The 17,275-nt window shown below is 33.1% G+C and carries 18 protein-coding genes; 9 read left to right on the top strand and 9 right to left on the bottom strand.

The genetic code is table 11. From position 1 onward, the window contains the following. Window positions 1-64: 64 nt before the first annotated feature. Together K5V07_RS14350 and K5V07_RS14355 are read left to right on the top strand one after the other, a co-directional pair. Window positions 65-748, top strand: a complete 684-nt coding sequence (locus K5V07_RS14350) for a ComF family protein (protein ID WP_221918022.1) — start codon at window positions 65-67, stop codon at window positions 746-748. A 319-nt stretch (window positions 749-1,067) separates the two neighbouring features. Then, the gene (locus K5V07_RS14355) at window positions 1,068-1,676 is read left to right on the top strand and encodes a superoxide dismutase (RefSeq protein WP_182651261.1); all 609 of its coding nucleotides are present in this window, start codon (window positions 1,068-1,070) and stop codon (window positions 1,674-1,676) included. Between the two features lie 356 nt (window positions 1,677-2,032). Here K5V07_RS14355 and K5V07_RS14360 read toward each other — a convergent pair whose 3' ends face one another. The 4 genes from K5V07_RS14360 to K5V07_RS14375 all read right to left on the bottom strand — a co-directional run bounded on the left by K5V07_RS14360 (window position 2,033) and on the right by K5V07_RS14375 (window position 6,142). Then, window positions 2,033-3,931, bottom strand: coding sequence for an amidophosphoribosyltransferase (locus tag K5V07_RS14360; RefSeq protein ID WP_221918023.1), 1,899 nt, complete (start codon window positions 3,929-3,931; stop codon window positions 2,033-2,035). 137 nt (window positions 3,932-4,068) lie between these two features. Next, window positions 4,069-4,992, bottom strand: coding sequence for a PfkB family carbohydrate kinase (locus K5V07_RS14365; protein ID WP_144890386.1), 924 nt, complete (start codon window positions 4,990-4,992; stop codon window positions 4,069-4,071). 95 nt (window positions 4,993-5,087) lie between these two features. Then, window positions 5,088-5,567 carry a ribonuclease HI gene (gene rnhA, locus K5V07_RS14370; protein ID WP_221918024.1) on the bottom strand — a complete coding sequence of 160 codons (480 nt, stop codon included), beginning with the start codon at window positions 5,565-5,567 and terminating at the stop codon, window positions 5,088-5,090. Between the two features lie 5 nt (window positions 5,568-5,572). After that, a complete protein-coding gene (locus K5V07_RS14375) occupies window positions 5,573-6,142 on the bottom strand; it encodes a phosphoribosylglycinamide formyltransferase (RefSeq protein WP_221918025.1) in 570 nt (189 codons plus the stop codon). A gap of 176 nt (window positions 6,143-6,318) precedes the next feature. On the opposite strand from K5V07_RS14375, the gene K5V07_RS14380 reads away from it, so the two are divergent. The 6 genes from K5V07_RS14380 to K5V07_RS14405 all read left to right on the top strand — a co-directional run bounded on the left by K5V07_RS14380 (window position 6,319) and on the right by K5V07_RS14405 (window position 11,675). Then, window positions 6,319-6,555 (top strand): acyl carrier protein, encoded by a 237-nt coding sequence (locus tag K5V07_RS14380; protein ID WP_007137004.1) that lies wholly within the window; start codon window positions 6,319-6,321, stop codon window positions 6,553-6,555. A 177-nt stretch (window positions 6,556-6,732) separates the two neighbouring features. Next, window positions 6,733-7,986, top strand: coding sequence for a beta-ketoacyl-ACP synthase II (gene fabF / locus K5V07_RS14385; protein ID WP_221918026.1), 1,254 nt, complete (start codon window positions 6,733-6,735; stop codon window positions 7,984-7,986). Between the two features lie 4 nt (window positions 7,987-7,990). After that, window positions 7,991-8,731, top strand: coding sequence for a ribonuclease III (gene rnc / locus K5V07_RS14390; RefSeq protein WP_086455434.1), 741 nt, complete (start codon window positions 7,991-7,993; stop codon window positions 8,729-8,731). Between the two features lie 114 nt (window positions 8,732-8,845). Next, entirely contained in the window at window positions 8,846-9,337 is a 492-nt protein-coding gene (locus K5V07_RS14395; protein WP_144890372.1) for an IPExxxVDY family protein, read from the top strand. A 5-nt stretch (window positions 9,338-9,342) separates the two neighbouring features. Beyond that, a complete protein-coding gene (pyk, locus tag K5V07_RS14400; RefSeq protein ID WP_144890370.1) occupies window positions 9,343-10,773 on the top strand; it encodes a pyruvate kinase in 1,431 nt (476 codons plus the stop codon). Window positions 10,774-10,904: 131 nt separating this feature from the next. Then, window positions 10,905-11,675, top strand: a complete 771-nt coding sequence (locus K5V07_RS14405) for a Bax inhibitor-1/YccA family protein (protein ID WP_221918027.1) — start codon at window positions 10,905-10,907, stop codon at window positions 11,673-11,675. A 52-nt stretch (window positions 11,676-11,727) separates the two neighbouring features. Here the strand turns inward: K5V07_RS14405 and K5V07_RS14410 are convergent, their stop codons facing one another. The 3 genes from K5V07_RS14410 to K5V07_RS14420 all read right to left on the bottom strand — a co-directional run bounded on the left by K5V07_RS14410 (window position 11,728) and on the right by K5V07_RS14420 (window position 15,545). Next, window positions 11,728-12,243: a PAS domain-containing protein gene (locus K5V07_RS14410; RefSeq protein ID WP_221918028.1), complete on the bottom strand. Its 516-nt coding sequence runs from the start codon at window positions 12,241-12,243 to the stop codon at window positions 11,728-11,730. 92 nt (window positions 12,244-12,335) lie between these two features. Continuing rightward, the gene (gene dinB, locus K5V07_RS14415; RefSeq protein ID WP_221918029.1) at window positions 12,336-13,418 is read right to left on the bottom strand and encodes a DNA polymerase IV; all 1,083 of its coding nucleotides are present in this window, start codon (window positions 13,416-13,418) and stop codon (window positions 12,336-12,338) included. Between the two features lie 24 nt (window positions 13,419-13,442). Beyond that, entirely contained in the window at window positions 13,443-15,545 is a 2,103-nt protein-coding gene (locus K5V07_RS14420; RefSeq protein ID WP_221918030.1) for a site-specific recombinase, read from the bottom strand. Window positions 15,546-15,724: 179 nt separating this feature from the next. Between K5V07_RS14420 and K5V07_RS14425 the strand changes: the two genes are divergently transcribed. Then, window positions 15,725-16,192: a CYTH domain-containing protein gene (locus K5V07_RS14425; RefSeq protein WP_221918031.1), complete on the top strand. Its 468-nt coding sequence runs from the start codon at window positions 15,725-15,727 to the stop codon at window positions 16,190-16,192. Here the strand turns inward: K5V07_RS14425 and K5V07_RS14430 are convergent, their stop codons facing one another. Both K5V07_RS14430 and K5V07_RS14435 read right to left on the bottom strand, forming a co-directional pair. Beyond that, window positions 16,193-16,720 carry a septal ring lytic transglycosylase RlpA family protein gene (locus tag K5V07_RS14430; protein ID WP_221918032.1) on the bottom strand — a complete coding sequence of 176 codons (528 nt, stop codon included), beginning with the start codon at window positions 16,718-16,720 and terminating at the stop codon, window positions 16,193-16,195. Window positions 16,721-16,800: 80 nt separating this feature from the next. Next, window positions 16,801-17,223, bottom strand: a complete 423-nt coding sequence (locus tag K5V07_RS14435) for a hypothetical protein (protein ID WP_221918033.1) — start codon at window positions 17,221-17,223, stop codon at window positions 16,801-16,803. Window positions 17,224-17,275: the final 52 nt, after the last annotated feature.

The raw sequence follows: 17,275 nt of genomic DNA on the forward strand, positions 1-17,275 counted from the left end.
AAAAGAAAATTATGAGTCAATGGAGCATTGATTTGTTTATTTTTATCAATAAATACCTGATTATATGTTTGAAAGCTTTATAAATCTCTTTTTTCCAAAAGTTTGTTCAGGGTGCGATTCTTTTTTGGTTGCCAATGAATTAGTGATTTGTACCATTTGCAGACACAACATTCCCTTGACAAATCATCATTTGATGGAAAACAATGAGGCGTTCAAGAAATTCTATGGACGTATACCGGTAATTCATGCATCAGCTTTATTTTATTTTAGAAAAAAAGGCATTGTACAGCAAATCATTCACAACTTAAAATACAAAGGTCATGAAAAAGTAGGGACACTTATTGGGGATTGGTATGCTCATGAATTAAAAATTGTTGAAGCGTTACAAGATGTAGATGCCATTATACCCGTTCCTTTACACCCAAAGAAGCTTCGAGAAAGAGGTTATAATCAAGTTACAACATTTGGCAAAGCACTATCATTAAATTTAAAAATCACTTACGATGATACTATCTTAAAACGCAATGTATACTCAAAAACACAATCAAAGAAAAACTTATTAGGCCGTACTGAGGGAATAGAAAGCGTGTTTGATGTTGTATTTGATAAAAAAGATCACAACAAGCACTTTCTACTAATTGATGATGTGATTACAACTGGAGCCACACTTGAGGCATGCTCAAGAGCTTTGTTGAAAATTCCTGGAGCCAAAATAAGTATTGTTTGTATGGCTATGGCGCAATCCTAAATCAATCTTAGCGCTAATTTATCTAAGGTTTAAAATCCACGTTTGGAAATTAAATACTTATCCTATTAGGTGAATTTTTAGTCTTTAATGGAATAAAAATAGTACCACCTATAAATAACACATTTTAAACATTTTAATCAACAATTACCTTCAGCGCCTTTACGAACACCTGTAAAATATTGATTTATTAATACTTACACAGCAATATGGTGCTTAATAAATTAATTTAATGAAATTATAACGAAATAGAATTTCCGTTTCCAAACTTTAATGTTTAAATTTGAATAATATATTAATTCACTTATAAAACAATTATATCATGGCTTTTGAATTACCACAATTACCTTATGCATACGATGCATTAGAACCACATATTGATGCTAGAACAATGGAAATACACCATTCTAAGCACCACAATGCTTACACAACCAATCTAAATGCAGCTATTGCAGGTACTGATATGGAAGGTAAAACCATTGAAAATATCTTGATCAATCTTGATTTAAAAAACGCTGCAGTACGCAATAACGGTGGTGGATTTTACAACCATAACTTATTTTGGACAGTGATGACACCTAATGGTGGTGGGTTACCAACAGGAGATTTACTTGCTGCAATTGAAACCGCTTTTGGAACATTTGAAGAATTCAAAGCAAGTTTTAGCAAAGCTGGGGCTACACAATTTGGTTCAGGATGGGCTTGGCTTTGTGTACAAAAAGGCGGAAAAGTAGAAGTTTGTGGTACACCAAACCAAGATAATCCATTAATGCCAGGTGTAGGTTGTGGCGGAACACCTATTTTAGCAATGGACGTTTGGGAGCATGCTTACTACTTAAACTACCAAAACAGAAGACCTGATTATATTGAAGCATTTTTCAACGTAATCAACTGGACTGAAGTTTCAAGAAGATTTGCTTTAGAGAAATAATCTTTTAAGAGATCAGAATAAAGAGAATAGACAAATGACTTAAAAGTTGTTTGTCTATTTTTTTTATCTAAAAAAGTATTACTACTCCTTATTAAAAAAGACGAACAAACACTTGGCTTATTCGTCTTTTTTGTTTTTTTCTCTTCTCTTTATTCTCTCCTCTATATTCTTATTTCTTCCTTGACTTTATTCCAATAAAAAAGGTGGAATTGCTTCCACCCTTTTTGCCCCAAATCTACCATAAATTTAACCTACTAATATTATGGTGATATAAATATATATATTTTATATTGTTTAGTCAAATAAATTAGATGAACAACTTATAAAATCGATTAAAACCTCTTTTATTCTTATTTCTAATATGCTCGTGCATCTTTACCTTCATAAAAATTCATAAAAGCGCGGTTCACTACCCTATTCCCTCCTGGAGTTGGATAATCCCCAGTAAAGTACCAATCCCCTAAATTTTTTGGACAAGCTATATGTAAATCTTCAACGGTTTGAAAGATAATTTTCACTTCGGCTTTTATTTCTGATGAACTTAACATTTCAGCAATTTTATCTGAAATCTCTTGAGCTTCAAAAGGAGCATAAACAGCCGTTACATAATTCACAACATCATTATCTTTATAATTTTCTTGTGCTTTACATTTAGCATACACTTCATCTATAATATGATATAAATTCCTTTCTTTAAGTAATTCAAGAGCAGCTCTAAAAGCCACTAATCCCTCTAGTTTGGCCATATCAATACCGTAACAATCAGGATAACGAATTTGCGGAGCCGATGAAACAATTACAATTCGTTTTGGATTCAAACGATCCATCATTTTGATGATACTCATTTTTAAAGTAGTCCCTCTTACAATACTATCGTCAATAATAACTAAATTATCAGTTGGCTTAATTACACCATAAGTAACATCATAAACGTGGGCAACTAAGTCATCCCTACTGCTATCCTCAGTAATAAAAGTTCTTAATTTTGCATCCTTTATAGCTACTTTCTCAGTACGTATTTTTACCGAAAGCAACTCCTGTAGCGTTTCCTTAGTTAAGGTATTTCTGTTTTCTAAGATAAAATTATTTTTCCTTTGATTTAAGAAATCCTGAGCAGCCTCTACTAATCCGTAAAATGAGGTTTCAGCCGTATTGGGTATATAAGAGAAAACGGTATTGTCTGTATCTTCATCTATAGATTTTAAAACTGCTGGCAAGATTAATCTTCCTAGAGTTTTACGTTCTTGGTAAATTTCGGCGTCGCTACCTCTTGAAAAATAAATGCGCTCAAAAGAACATGCTTTTTTAACCGTTGGAGGCAAAATTTCTTTCATAGAAATCGTGCCATTTTTCTTGATGATCAAAGCATTTCCTGGTTCAATTTCTTGCACCGATTCAAAAGGAACATTAAACACGGTCTGAATCACTGGCCGTTCTGATGCTACTACCACAATTTCATCATCTTGATAAAAATATGCAGGTCTAATTCCGGCAGGATCTCTAAATACAAAAGAATCACCGTGACCTAAAAGTCCAGCCATGGCGTATCCTCCATCTAGATTTTTAGCTGCGCGTGATAAAATCTTAGCTACATCTAATCGTTCTGCAATTACAGGCGACGCTTCTCTCTTACTCAATCCTTCGTTTTTGCAATCTTGGTACAAATCTGTAACTGCATTATCTAGAAAATGACCTATTTTTTCCATTACAGTCACGGTATCTGCCATCTCTTTTGGATGCTGTCCCAGATCAATCAAATTTTGAAAAAGCTCTTTAACATTAGTCATATTAAAGTTTCCTGCTAAGATCAAGTTGCGATGCATCCAGTTATTCTGGCGTAAAAATGGGTGAACACTTTCAATACTATTTTTACCAAAAGTCCCATAACGTACATGTCCTAGAAACAATTCACCAAGGTACGGTAACTTTTGTTTTTGTAAAGCCACATCATCAGCATACTCAGGGTGCGCTGCCATTTCTTCGTTTATTCTGTCGTTTATTTGTTTAAAGACATCTTGAATAGGCTGCGCATGATTTGATCGTACACGGCTGATGTACCGTTCACCAGGTTCTACATCTAGTTTAATACTTGCAAAACCAGCACCATCTTGACCTCGGTTGTGTTGCTTTTCCATCAAAAGATACATTTTCTGGATTCCGTAAAATGCGGTTCCATATTTCTCTTTATAATATTCAAGCGGTTTAAGTAATCTAATTAAAGCTATTCCACATTCATGTTGTAAAGCATCGCTCATTGTAGTGTAATTTGTTGTGTTGTTGTGATATTCTGAAATTAGTAAAGCATAAGTTTTATGTTTTACAAAAGTAAAAACTAAAATTTCCTGCTACTATTTTTATACAAAAAAAACCTCGTTTCCGAGGTTTTAAGATATTATAATTCTATGTCAAATTGTGTTAGCGATTTGAATTGTTTTAATCGAGACACTACTTCGGTTTTCTCTAAAGTTAGCATTCTCTCGGTACCAAATTTTTCTACACAAAAAGAAGCTAAGTTAGAACCCTGAATAATAGCATTTTTCATATTCTCAAAAGAGATGTTTTCGCTTTGTGTCAAGTAACCTGCAAATCCTCCTGCAAATGTATCTCCTGCTCCTGTTGGGTCAAACACTTCTTCTAATGGTAATGCTGGAGCAAAGAAAACTTCCTTATCATGAAAAATAAGTGCGCCATGCTCTCCTTTTTTAATTACCACATACTTAGGACCCATAGTTTGAATTTTGGCAGCAGCCTTAACAAGAGAATATTCTCCAGAAAGTTGTCTCGCTTCCTCATCATTGATAGTGATTACATCAACGCGCTTGATTACGTCTAGCAATTCAGGTAAAGCACAATCCATCCAAAAATTCATTGTGTCTAGCACTACTAATTTAGGTTGTGTTTCCATTTGATCTAAAACACTGCTTTGTACTAATGGATGTAAGTTCCCTAGCATTACAATCTCAGCATTTTTATAATCTTGTGGTACTTTTGGTTGAAAATCAGCCAAAACATTTAATTGCGTATCTAGTGTATCTCTTGAGTTTAAGTCATTGTGGTAACGACCACTCCAAAAGAATGTTTTACCACCTTGTACAACTTCTAGTCCAGAGATATCAATGTTTCTTGAAGTTAATAAATCTAAATATTCTTGAGGAAAATCATCTCCAACTACAGAAACAATGGCTGATTGCACATTAAAAAAAGAAGCAGACAAACCAATATATGTTCCTGCACCACCTAAAATTTTGTCCGTTTTCCCAAATGGAGTTTCAATTGCGTCAAAAGCTACTGTTCCAACAATCAATAATTTATTCATTATATACGTTTCAAATTAAGGGGCAAAGATAGTTTATAAGTTGTAAAGTTGCAAAGCGCAAGACATGTAAAGTTTTGCCAATTTAAACAACATATTTACAACAATTTAGCCTCCTCTTTTTCATAAAAAGCATCCACAGAAAGTTGTTTTTGCATGGATGCCATAACGGCTAATTCATCACACCTTTCGTTTTGAACATGATTGTTGTGTCCTTTTATCCATTTAAAATCGACTTTGTGATTGCGGTATACTAGTAAAAACCGTTTCCACAAATCGGCATTTTTCCTGTCAACAAATCCTTTTTTTTCCCAGCCTAAAACCCATTTTTTCTCTACAGAATCTACGACATATTTAGAATCCGAAACTACTAATACTCTCGTATTGGGATTTTTTAATTTTTCAAGTCCTACAATTACGCCTAGTAATTCCATTCTATTATTCGTAGTTCGCCTAAAACCTTCATAAAATTCTTTTTTATACGGTTTTCCTACCCATTCCATTACCACTCCATAGCCGCCATTTCCTGGGTTACCCTTGGCAGCACCATCTGTATATATGTGTACATCGTGTCCCATTACAATTATATACTTTGGTTTAAAATGCGCTCTATGATAATTGGGAAAAATTCTTGCTCTAGTTCATGTATCTTTTCGACGATTGTTGGAACCGTATCTACCGCAGATAATGCAACTCTTTGTTGATCGATAATCGCGCCTTCATCGTAATTTTCATTCACATAATGTACTGTGATTCCCGTTTCTAATTCCTTATTATCAAGAACTGCTTGATGTACATACATTCCATACATTCCTTTTCCACCATATTTAGGTAATAATGCGGGGTGAATGTTTATGATTTTATTAGGGAAGGCATTAATAATATTTGAAGGAAATTGGAGTAAAAAACCAGCTAAAACAATCAAATCTGGTTGGAGAGCTTGAACTTTTTGTAGTACTTCATTTTCAAATAATTGTGTTTTGGTAAAAATCTCTATTGGTAAATTGTATTTCTGAACTCTCGTAATCACACCCGCTTTAGGATTATTTGTAAAAACTGCAACAACAGCTGCTGAGCTTGTTTTTTTGAAATATTGGATAATATTTTCAGCATTGGTACCCGATCCGGAGGCAAAAATCACGATTTTTTTCATAATTACATTCTATTTGAAGCCACAAAAAAAAGCATAATAATTGAAAATAAATAACATTGAGACACCTTTGTCAAAATATATTTCATAAATTAGATGTCACATTTATTAACTAAATAGTTGTTTTAAAATAAAGTTTTTTATTTTTGCCAACAAATTAAATTCTAAAATTAAAGATTATGTCAGACATTGCATCAAGAGTAAAAGCGATTATCGTAGACAAATTAGGCGTTGACGAAAACGAAGTTGTAACAGAAGCAAGCTTCACTAATGATTTAGGAGCTGACTCATTAGACACTGTTGAGCTTATTATGGAATTCGAAAAAGAATTTGATATCCAAATTCCAGACGATCAAGCAGAAAACATCGCTACTGTAGGTCAAGCAATCTCTTACATCGAGGAAGCTAAAAAATAATAAATCAAACACCCGCTTGCATTCATGTGAACGGGTGTTATTATTTTTTTAAATATTAAAATTAAGATTGAACTTCAATCCAAAAGATATTATTGTATTACCCATAGCTATTTTGTAGTATTTTATACAGTATCAGCGTGGGTTTTATTTGTTTAAAGATAACATAACAAAGAATTTATGGAATTAAGAAGAGTTGTAGTAACAGGATTAGGCGCTCTTACCCCTATTGGAAATACTGTACAAGAGTATTGGGACGGTTTGATTAATGGCGTTAGCGGAGCTGCACCTATCACTTACTTTGATGCCTCTAAATTTAGAACTCACTTTGCATGCGAGGTTAAAAACTTTAATGTTGAAAATTTCATTGACCGTAAAGAAGCCCGCAAAATGGACCGATACGCTCAATATGCCATGGTTGCATCTGAAGAAGCAGTAAAAGATGCAGGTTTTGATATGGAGAAAATTGACAAAGACCGCGTGGGCGTTATTTGGGGATCAGGAATTGGCGGATTAGAGACTTTTCAAATTGAAGTTCTTAATTATGCTTCAGGAGACGGGACTCCAAAATTTAATCCTTTCTTTATCCCAAAAATGATCGCCGATATTGCAGGTGGACACATCTCCATTAAATATGGTTTTAGAGGACCTAACTTTACAACTGTTTCTGCATGTGCTTCTTCTACAAATGCCATTATAGATGCTTTCAATTATATTAGACTTGGCCATGCCGATGCTATGGTTACAGGTGGCTCTGAAGCTGCGGTAACAATTGCTGGTATGGGAGGTTTTAATGCAATGCATGCACTATCAACTAGAAATGACGATCCAAAATCTGCATCAAGACCAATGGACAAAGACAGAGATGGTTTTGTTCTAGGAGAAGGAGCAGGCGCCTTGGTTCTTGAAGAATACGAACACGCTGTTGCTCGTGGTGCAACCATTTATTGCGAAATAGGTGGTGGCGGTATGTCGGCAGATGCTTACCACATTACTGCTCCACATCCAGAAGGATTGGGCGCTAAAAATGTAATGCTAAACTGCCTTAGAGATGCTGGATTACAACCTTCTGATGTAGATGGTGTAAACATGCATGGAACATCTACTCCTCTTGGTGATATGGCAGAGTCAAAAGCTATTCTTCATGTATTTGGCGAACATGCCTATAGCATGAATTTAAATTCTACAAAATCAATGACAGGTCACTTATTAGGTGCTGCAGGTGCTGTAGAAACTATATCTGCTATACTTTCCTTAAAACACGGCTTAGTACCTCCTACTATCAATCATTTTACAGATGATGAGAACATTGATTCAAAATTGAACTTTACATTTAATAAAGCTCAAAAAAGAGATATGAATGTAGTAATGAGCAATACATTTGGTTTCGGAGGCCATAACGCATGCGTTTTGGTAAAAAAATTAGATATCTAATTGTATGAATATAATTAGAAAAATATTCAAAAAATCCCGTTCGGCTACAGACGGGATTTTTTTTGATTCTATCCAGAAAATCCTAGGATTTCCTCCCTTAAACCTAGAATTTTACACAAAAGCTTTTACCCATAGATCATCTAACAGGCTGGATTTATCTGGAAATCCCATCAATTATGAACGCTTAGAGTTTCTAGGAGATGCTATGTTAAGTGCAGTTATTGCCGCTCATTTATTTAATGAAGCGCCTGCTGGTGACGAAGGGTATCTTACCAAAATGCGCTCTAAAATTGTAAGTAGGGAACATTTAAACGAGCTAGGGAAAGACTTAAATTTGATTCAATTTATAGAAAGTAAAGTTCCTGTTCAACATTTTGGAGAAAATATTCATGGCAATATTTTTGAATCTTTAGTAGGTGCCATTTACCTAGATAGAGGCTACGAGTTTTGTGAAAAATTCATTAGAAACAGAGTAATCACTCCTTATGTAGATATTGCACGTCTAGAAGGCAAGGTAATTAGCTATAAAAGCTTAGTAATTGAATGGTGTCAAAAAGAGAAAAAAATATTTCATTACGATATTTTTGATGACAACTCTATTGATGGCCAACGTTTTTTTGGTGTTAAACTTAGTATTGACGATAAAGTCATTGCAAAAGCAAGGGCTACCTCTAAAAAGAAAGCAGAAGAAAAAGCATCCCAACGCGCTTATTTTGCATTTCAAGAAAAAATGGACAGAAAATAATACAATTTTCTATAAAACTATATCGTTTTCGTTCATAAATTAACAAAAACATCTTATTTAGAAGACTATACACTTCAATAGAAATGCTATATTTACATCTTATTTTTTGATGAAATGGCAAATCTTAAACTTAATTTAGGTGAATTTGATGCAATAGACTATCATCTTATTGCTATACATACCTCATTAGAAGATTATCGATTGGCTTATTTTATCAATCAAAAATTACCTATCAATTTGAGTAAATGTAGCAATGAAATTCAAATTAAGATTAAGGAGGGAGAAACAAATTTTTCAAGATTTTTCTATGAAGGTCCTGAAAATGAAATTTCTTGGGATTTAATCCAAAATAAAAATGAAGTGCTGCAAGAGAAGCAAAAGGAATTTTCTCAAAATTTATTTTCTGATATCAAGATGGATGTAGCTACAAAAGTATTTTTATTACCTGAGTTTAAAAAAGTAGACTACTTTTTTAAAATTGAAAATACAGATGACACCTTGAATTTAAACGAAATAAAAACACTATTAAATACCATAAATAAAGTTTCTGCGGTTTACAGCGTAGAGACAACTAAAATAAAATCTAAAAACAATTTAATTTTTTAATACAAATGCTTACAAACAAAAAAACTAAAATTGTAGCTACACTAGGGCCAGCATGTAGTACAAGAGAAACCATCAAGGACATGATTGATGCAGGAGTCAATGTGTTTCGTGTAAATTTTTCGCATGCAGACTACGAAGATGTAAAAGAAAAAATAAATATTATTCGCGGGTTAAACAAAGAGTTTGGTTATACAACAGCAATTCTTGGTGATTTACAAGGTCCTAAATTACGCGTAGGTGTTATGGAGGAAGGCGTTGTTGTTCATGATGGAGATTTAATAACATTTACCACAGCCGAAGATATTCTTGGTACTGCAAAAAAAGTATTTATGAAGTATAAAAACTTTCCAAATGATGTAAATCCTGGAGAAAGAATATTACTTGATGATGGAAAACTTATTTTTGAAATTGTTGAAACCGATAAAAAATCTGAAGTAGTTGCAAGAGTAATACAAGGTGGTGAACTTAAATCTAAAAAAGGGGTAAACTTACCTAATACAAAGATATCCCTTCCAGCAATGACTGAGAAAGATATTGAAGATGCTATTTTTGCCATTGGACAAAACGTAGATTGGATTGCATTATCCTTTGTAAAAACACCACGAGATTTACAAGATCTACAAGAATTAATTGCAGAGCATTCTGAGTATAAAATTCCTATTGTTGCAAAAATCGAAATGCCTGAAGCGTTAGAGAACATTGATAAAATTGTAGCCTATTGTGATGCACTTATGGTAGCTCGTGGAGATTTAGGAGTAGAATTACCAGCTCACGAAGTACCTTTAGTTCAAAAAGAATTAATACGTAGAGCAAAAACAGCTAGAATCCCAGTAATTGTAGCAACTCAAATGATGGAGACTATGATTACAAGCTTGACTCCTACGCGTGCAGAGGTAAATGATGTTGCAAACTCTGTAATGGATGGCGCAGATGCAGTAATGCTTTCTGGTGAAACTGCAACGGGTAACTACCCTGTTCAAGTTATTCAAAAAATGACTCAAATTATTGAAGCAGTTGAAGATTCTCCGCTAATTCAAGTGCCACAAAACACACCACAAATAAAAACCAAACGTTTTATTACAAAAACTATTTGTCATCACGCTGCTACTATGGCTAATGTGATTAAAGCAAAAGCTATTTGTACCCTTACTAATAGTGGATACACAGCCTTTCAAATTTCGGCTTGGAGACCTAATGCACACATTTTAGTTTTTACATCGAATGAAAGAATCCTGACTCAACTTAATTTATTGTGGGGAGTAAAATCTTTCATGTACACTAAAGATGTAAGTACTGATGATACGGTAACAGATGTAAACGAGATTGTGAAACAAAAAGGCTTTGTTCAAAAAGGAGATTTCCTTATCAATCTAGCAGCGATGCCTATTAAAGATAAAGGAATGGTAAACACCCTGAGAGTTTCTGAAATAGAATAACACTAATTACAGCCTAGCTAAACCATCCCATATCTTATGTGGATGGTTTTTTTTTGCTAAAAAACCGAAATCATAAGTATGAATTTACAGGAAATACAATTATATTTGAAGGTAAATAAAACACAAAAATTATGAGTTTGAATTCAAATAATCCGTTTTTAAATAGTAAAAGATTTTCAACTGCTGTTTCAAAAAGTGAAGAGATAAATCAAGCAACAATCATTGACTACAATGATGAAATGACCATTTCTGGCACAATAAACAAGAGCTTACTATTGTTTATGATTCTAATTGGATCAGCTACGGTAATCTGGTGGCTTACTTTCAACGGAATGAATCCACTTGTTCCTGCAATTGGCGGTGCCGTAGTAGGTTTAGTACTTGTACTTATAGCCGCTTTCAAACCTCAATACTCGCCCTATCTTGCTCCCGGTTATGCTATTTTTGAAGGTTTATTTATTGGTGCAGTATCCGCTATTTTTGAAGCTTTGTATCCTGGTATTGTGCTTCAAGCTGTTGGTGCCACTTTTGTAACATTTATGATTTGCCTGGGTCTATATAAGTACAAAATTGTACAAGTTAATGAACAATTCAAATCAGTTGTAATTGCGGCAACACTAGCTATAGGAACGTACTATTTAATTTCTTGGTTACTGTCAATGTTTACTAGCTTTGTTCCTGTACACTATGGTAATTCTTGGATAAGCATAGGAATTAGCGTATTTGTAATAGTAATAGCTTCCTTAAATTTATTTTTAGATTTTGATAGAATCGAAAAAGGAGCTCAGGAAAAAATGCCAAAGTACATGGAATGGTACGGCGCAATGGGATTAATGATTACTCTGGTATGGCTTTATATTGAATTTCTTAGACTGCTTAGTAAACTCAACAGTAAAAACTAATACTGATTAAATCAAAAAAACCTTTCCAAGAATTATTTTGGAAAGGTTTTTTTTATGCTGCTCTTTCAAAGGCTATGTAGTGACTTAACTCTCCTTTGTTATTAAATAAAGGATATCCTTTTATTAAACAAGCATAAACTTCTCCATTTTTTTTATAATTCATTACTACATTCTCAAAAGCTTCATGAGCATCTATAGCTTTTTTAATCTCACTTGATGTGATTCGGTTAGTTACTTCTCCTTGAAATATTTTTGGGCTTTTCCCTAGAACTTCTTCTTCAACATAGCCATTCATTTTTACAAGATTATGCGATGCAAAAACAATTCTTAGATTGACATCAGTTACAATAACAACATCATCTTTTAAAATAGATTGCAAATCCCAATCTGTATTTTTCCATTTATTTTTTGTTGCTAAAACTTTTATTCTAGCGGTATCTATAAAGGTATTTTGCAGTACCTTAGTGTATTCATGATGAAAATCAAAAGAATACAGCGGCAAAGTTTTGATTCGCATGCAGTTATAAAATCTTGAAAATGCGGCGTCGTATTGTGATAAATTACTCATGATGTTTACATTATTGGTCAAAAGTATATTTATTTATAATGAAAAAATATTATTTTACCAACTTTAACCATTGTTCAACTACAAATGAGTGTTTAGAATTCAAATTTTAACTGAACTACTACAATTTTTTTTTCATCGGTGTTTAAGTTATTCATTGAAATCCCTAATAGCCTTACCGAATTTTTAAGCCGTTCTTGATACAATAATTCTTTAACAATTTCTAAAATAAGAGATTTATCTGCAATAAAATAAGGTAACGTTTTACTTCTAGTTTGTTGTGTAAAATCACTATACTTTATTTTTAAAGTCACCGTTTTACCAGAAACGTTGTGTCTTTTTAATCTTTTTTCTAATGAGGATGCAATCATTTCTAATTTTTCTATCATAAAAATTTCTGATGATAGATTGATATCAAAGGTATGCTCTGCTGCCACGGACTTTGCTATTCGGGAACTTTTTACAGGGCTATTATGTATTCCTCTAACCACATCATGATAGTAGTTTCCCATTTTACCAAAATGTTTTTCTAAAAAAGCTACTGATTTGTCTCTTAACTCTAGTCCGGTAAAAATACCTAGTTGATACATTTTCTCAGTAGTAACCTTACCAACTCCATAAAATTTCCTAATAGGTAAAGCCTCAAGAAATGAAATGACTTCATCAGGATTAACTGTTTTTTGGCCATTTGGTTTGTTATAATCACTAGCAACTTTTGCAACAAATTTATTAATTGATATCCCTGCCGAAGCAGTAAGTCCAACTTCATTAAAAATTCGTGCTCTAATTTCTTGCGCTAATAAGGTTGCACTCGGATTTCCCTTTTTGTTATGGGTTACATCTAGATAAGCTTCATCTAGAGATAATGGTTCAACAAGATCTGTATAATCGTAAAAGATTTTTTGAATTTGTTTTGAAATTTCTTTGTACCGATCAAAACGTGGTTTAACAAATATAAGATCAGGACAGTTTTTCTTAGCTACAATACCACTCATAGCACTTTTAACGCCAAACTTCCTAGCTTCATAGCTTGCTGCGGACACTACGCCACGCACCTCAGAACCACCAACAGCGATTGGTTTTCCTCTTAAGGCAGGACTATCCATTTGTTCTACCGATGCATAAAAAGCATCCATGTCTACATGGATAATTTTTCTTTTTGACACTTCTTCTTGCATCCAAGTTGCGCATTATACAATTACTTAAACTTTTTTATGACTATCATCCTTAGCATTATCTATTTGCAAATAGTTTTCAATAACGGCAGTTTTATTTTTACTCTCCGTTGGAAAAAGGAAACTCAAGGGTTTAGTTTTAAAATGCCTCCATATAGAGGTTGCTATATGCCTCAATTCAAACCAAGACATTCCTCTAGAACGAAAAGCGAGACCTAATGAAAGACTAAAACTGACGAGGAAATTGATTAACCCTATAATTCCAATACCAAAAATACCCCAAAATAGCATTGTTTGACTTACTTGATAATTAGATCCATATAACGCTAAAGCAAGATTCCCACTAGCAAAGGTAATGTGTCTAATATCTAAATTCAACCCTACAAACAACCCAAACGAAGCTGTACTACCCATGAAAATACCAAACCAAAAATTTGAAATAATACCAGCCCAGCGTTTTTCATATAATTTTGATAATGCCAAAGTCTTTTGGATGCCTAAATTTCGTTTTAAAAAAGGATTTTCAGCAATTCTATAATAAACCTGATTGTGCTTGTCCCTATTTGCAACACTACCTGAAATAATACCCGATAAAAATAAGAAAACACCGGCTATAGCGGCATGCAGCATAGCTAGGGAATGTATTGGACTTAAATCTTGAACTAAGTTTTCCCATTTTGATCCAGCAATATTATAATTAAAATAATAATCTATGATCCATATACCAAATAACGAAACCGGAAATGCCATAAGTACGTTTCCAACAAACGCTATAAATTGAGAACGAAAAACTCTGGCAAATAAAATGGAAAAAGCCGCATATTTTTCTATTTCTTTCCCTTTTTTGGAAGCACCATCCTCTAAAGCCTTTATCAATGCTGATGCTGTCATTGCTGGTTGCTTTGTGGCTAATGTAAACCCTAAAACATAAATTAAGATAAATCCAAATGCATAATTCATACTATACAAAAAAGCATGACCAAAAAGACTAGTTTCAACTTTTGAAAGCGCAATTTTAATCAAACACAATATTCCTACTATAAAACCACCACCTATTGCAGTCCGCAACATCTTAAAATATTCTTTTCGGGTTTCGGTTATGTAGTGCTCACCTGTCTTAGCCGTGTGCTGAGTGATTTCATAAGATAAAAGTTGTGTACTCTCGGCAATAAATTTTCGAATATTACTCTTATAACAGTTAAATTGAATTAATTGTATACCAAGTCGTATTGTGTTTGTTGTAGTTCCATTTACATCCGAAACAACTATCAAGGAAATTAAAAATTCTAATCGTTCTAACTGTTGTTTTATTTTTAATAGATTTTGGTTAACCCGTAATGATATGCCAAACTTACTACTATTATGAAACGCCTTATTTACAAAATCCAAACATTGTTTATGCAAGACTAAAAGTTGTTGATAAGACAAATCATCAGGAGTGATAAAATGTTCCTTTAATTCTTTTATTCGATCCTCAATCAAAAATAATTCTTTTTCAAAAGCAGAAAAAGGACTTTGTAATTGCTCATATTCAGGAACCATCTTGATCACTTCCCTTTCCATGGCACGACCGCTAACACGTTGTGTTATGACATGCATGGACATCATCACCTCAGACAAGGCAAAATTAGCGGGTCCTGAGTCATAAATAGTTTCTAATTCTAATAAATTGAATAAATGATCTAACTGAATGATCGGAATAGCACTAATCCAATCTCCATCTGTTGGCAAATAAAATATTTGGTTCAAGACAAACTCTAAACTGTCTTTTTCTGGTTGAAAGGGGAGAAACTTAGCTACAATACGTTTCTTTAATTCAAAAATAAAATCTACATCTTGCAATATGGCTGCGTCCGAAAGTACCGAATTGAACCTTAAATCCTTTAAAACTAATTTCAAATACAAGGAAAATTGTTCACAAAGAGATGGATGTTGTTCTAAAAAAGAAATCAAATCCTGCAAGTCAACTGTTTTGTTTACGTCTTTTCTTGAAGGCCTTAGGATACTTACCAAACGCACCAAGAGTTCATAAGAAACATTAGGAATAAAACCGCTAGAGGCATTATCAAAAAAATTTCTGAAAGTGGTTTCGAACGTTGGCTTACCTTTAGGTTTTGAAAAAAATTTCATGAATAAGAATTTATGTAAATTTACAATTCAAAAAATAGAATGACGATTTCTTTGATAACAAAAATCAATACCATATCCGATAAAACTAATTTGAAAGTAAAGAAAAGTACAATTCTATATCGAGAATAATAAGTTCAAATAAAAAACGATACATTTGAATTGCTAATAACAAAAATGCTATGATTGAAATTGAAAGAAAATTTATTGTTAAAAATCAATCCTTTAAAGAAGAGATTCACACGAAAAGCATTGTATCTCAAGGATATTTAAGTTCAAATCCTGAACATACGGTACGAGTAAGAATGAAAAATGAAAAAGGATACCTTACCATAAAAGGAATTTCAAACGAATCTGGAACTTCGAGGTATGAATGGGAGAAAGAGATACCACTGGTAGAGGCCAAAGAACTATTTAAGTTGTGCGAAAAAGGAGCAATCACAAAAACAAGATACGAAATACCGTTTGGGAATCATACGATTGAGGTAGATGAATTTCATGAAGATAATGAAGGGCTTATCATTGCAGAAATCGAATTGAGTTCTGAGAACGAAAAATTTGATAAACCCAATTGGCTTGGAGATGAAGTAACAGGAGAACAACGCTACTACAACTCCAACTTAAGTATCTTACCTTTTAAGGAATGGTAATTAATTATTTAATACTTCAAGTGTAACAAGCATTCCACCACTACCTTTATTAGAGGCAATTTCCATAAAAGCACGTTTGGTTAAATCAATTTCCCTTGATCTAACAAATGGACCTCGGTCTATAACTTCAACAATTACTGACTTACCATTTTTTTCATTTGTTACTCTAACTTTTGTCCCAAAAGGAAGCTTTTTATGAGCAGCAGTAAGCTTAGAGTTATCAAATCGTCTGCCACTAGATGTTTTTTTACCATTAAATTTATCGGCGTAATATGAGGCATGAGACTCTTTTTTATACAATTTGAATGTTCCCAAAGTCGCCATCATTGAATCAGCTTTTTTCTCCTGAATATCGGTAATAGCCCTTTCTTTTTTGATGGAGTCTTTTTCTACAAGACCTTTATTACTTGCTCCTTTTACAGAAGAAACTTTAGCATTAGAGACGTTCTGCTTTGTCGCTACAGATGTTTGACAAACAGCAATACTTACCATTGCTATAAAAATAAATAAAGTAATTGATTTTTTCATGTATTATGTATTAGTTGAACAAAATTGCAAAAACCATACCTAGATAAAAAAAGCTCTATTTCTAGAGCTTTAACTGGTTATTACAACCATAATTTCCATGGTATTCTACTTAAAATAAGAAGTAAACCAATACCGTAAAAAATAGAAAACGTTTTAAATTTAGATTCACTTGAAACTAATTTTTTATGTTTAGACCAACCTATTGTAATAAGAACAATGGCAACAATATTAATCAACGGGTGCTCTAGAGAAGTTAAGCGCAACGCTTTATCCTGCATTTGACCAAAAGAATCTAACCCTAATGGCGAAACGAAATACAAAATAATTCCAACTAGTAATTGAATGTGAATTACAATCAAAGCAAATAATGCTATTTTACGATCTTTTGAAGTAAAATCCTTTTTAGAAAACAATCCTATTAAAGAATTAACAACTGCAATAACTAGGATTAAAAGTGCTAGATAAGCCCAGCCCGAATGAAATTTTTGAATAAAATGGTACATAAATACTTTTTTTGTTTTAACAAATATAATAAAAAAAGACATAAAAAAAACC

The sequence above is a fragment of the Flavobacterium sp. CHNK8 genome, from assembly GCF_019774515.1.
Lineage (GTDB): Bacteria > Bacteroidota > Bacteroidia > Flavobacteriales > Flavobacteriaceae > Flavobacterium > Flavobacterium tiangeerense.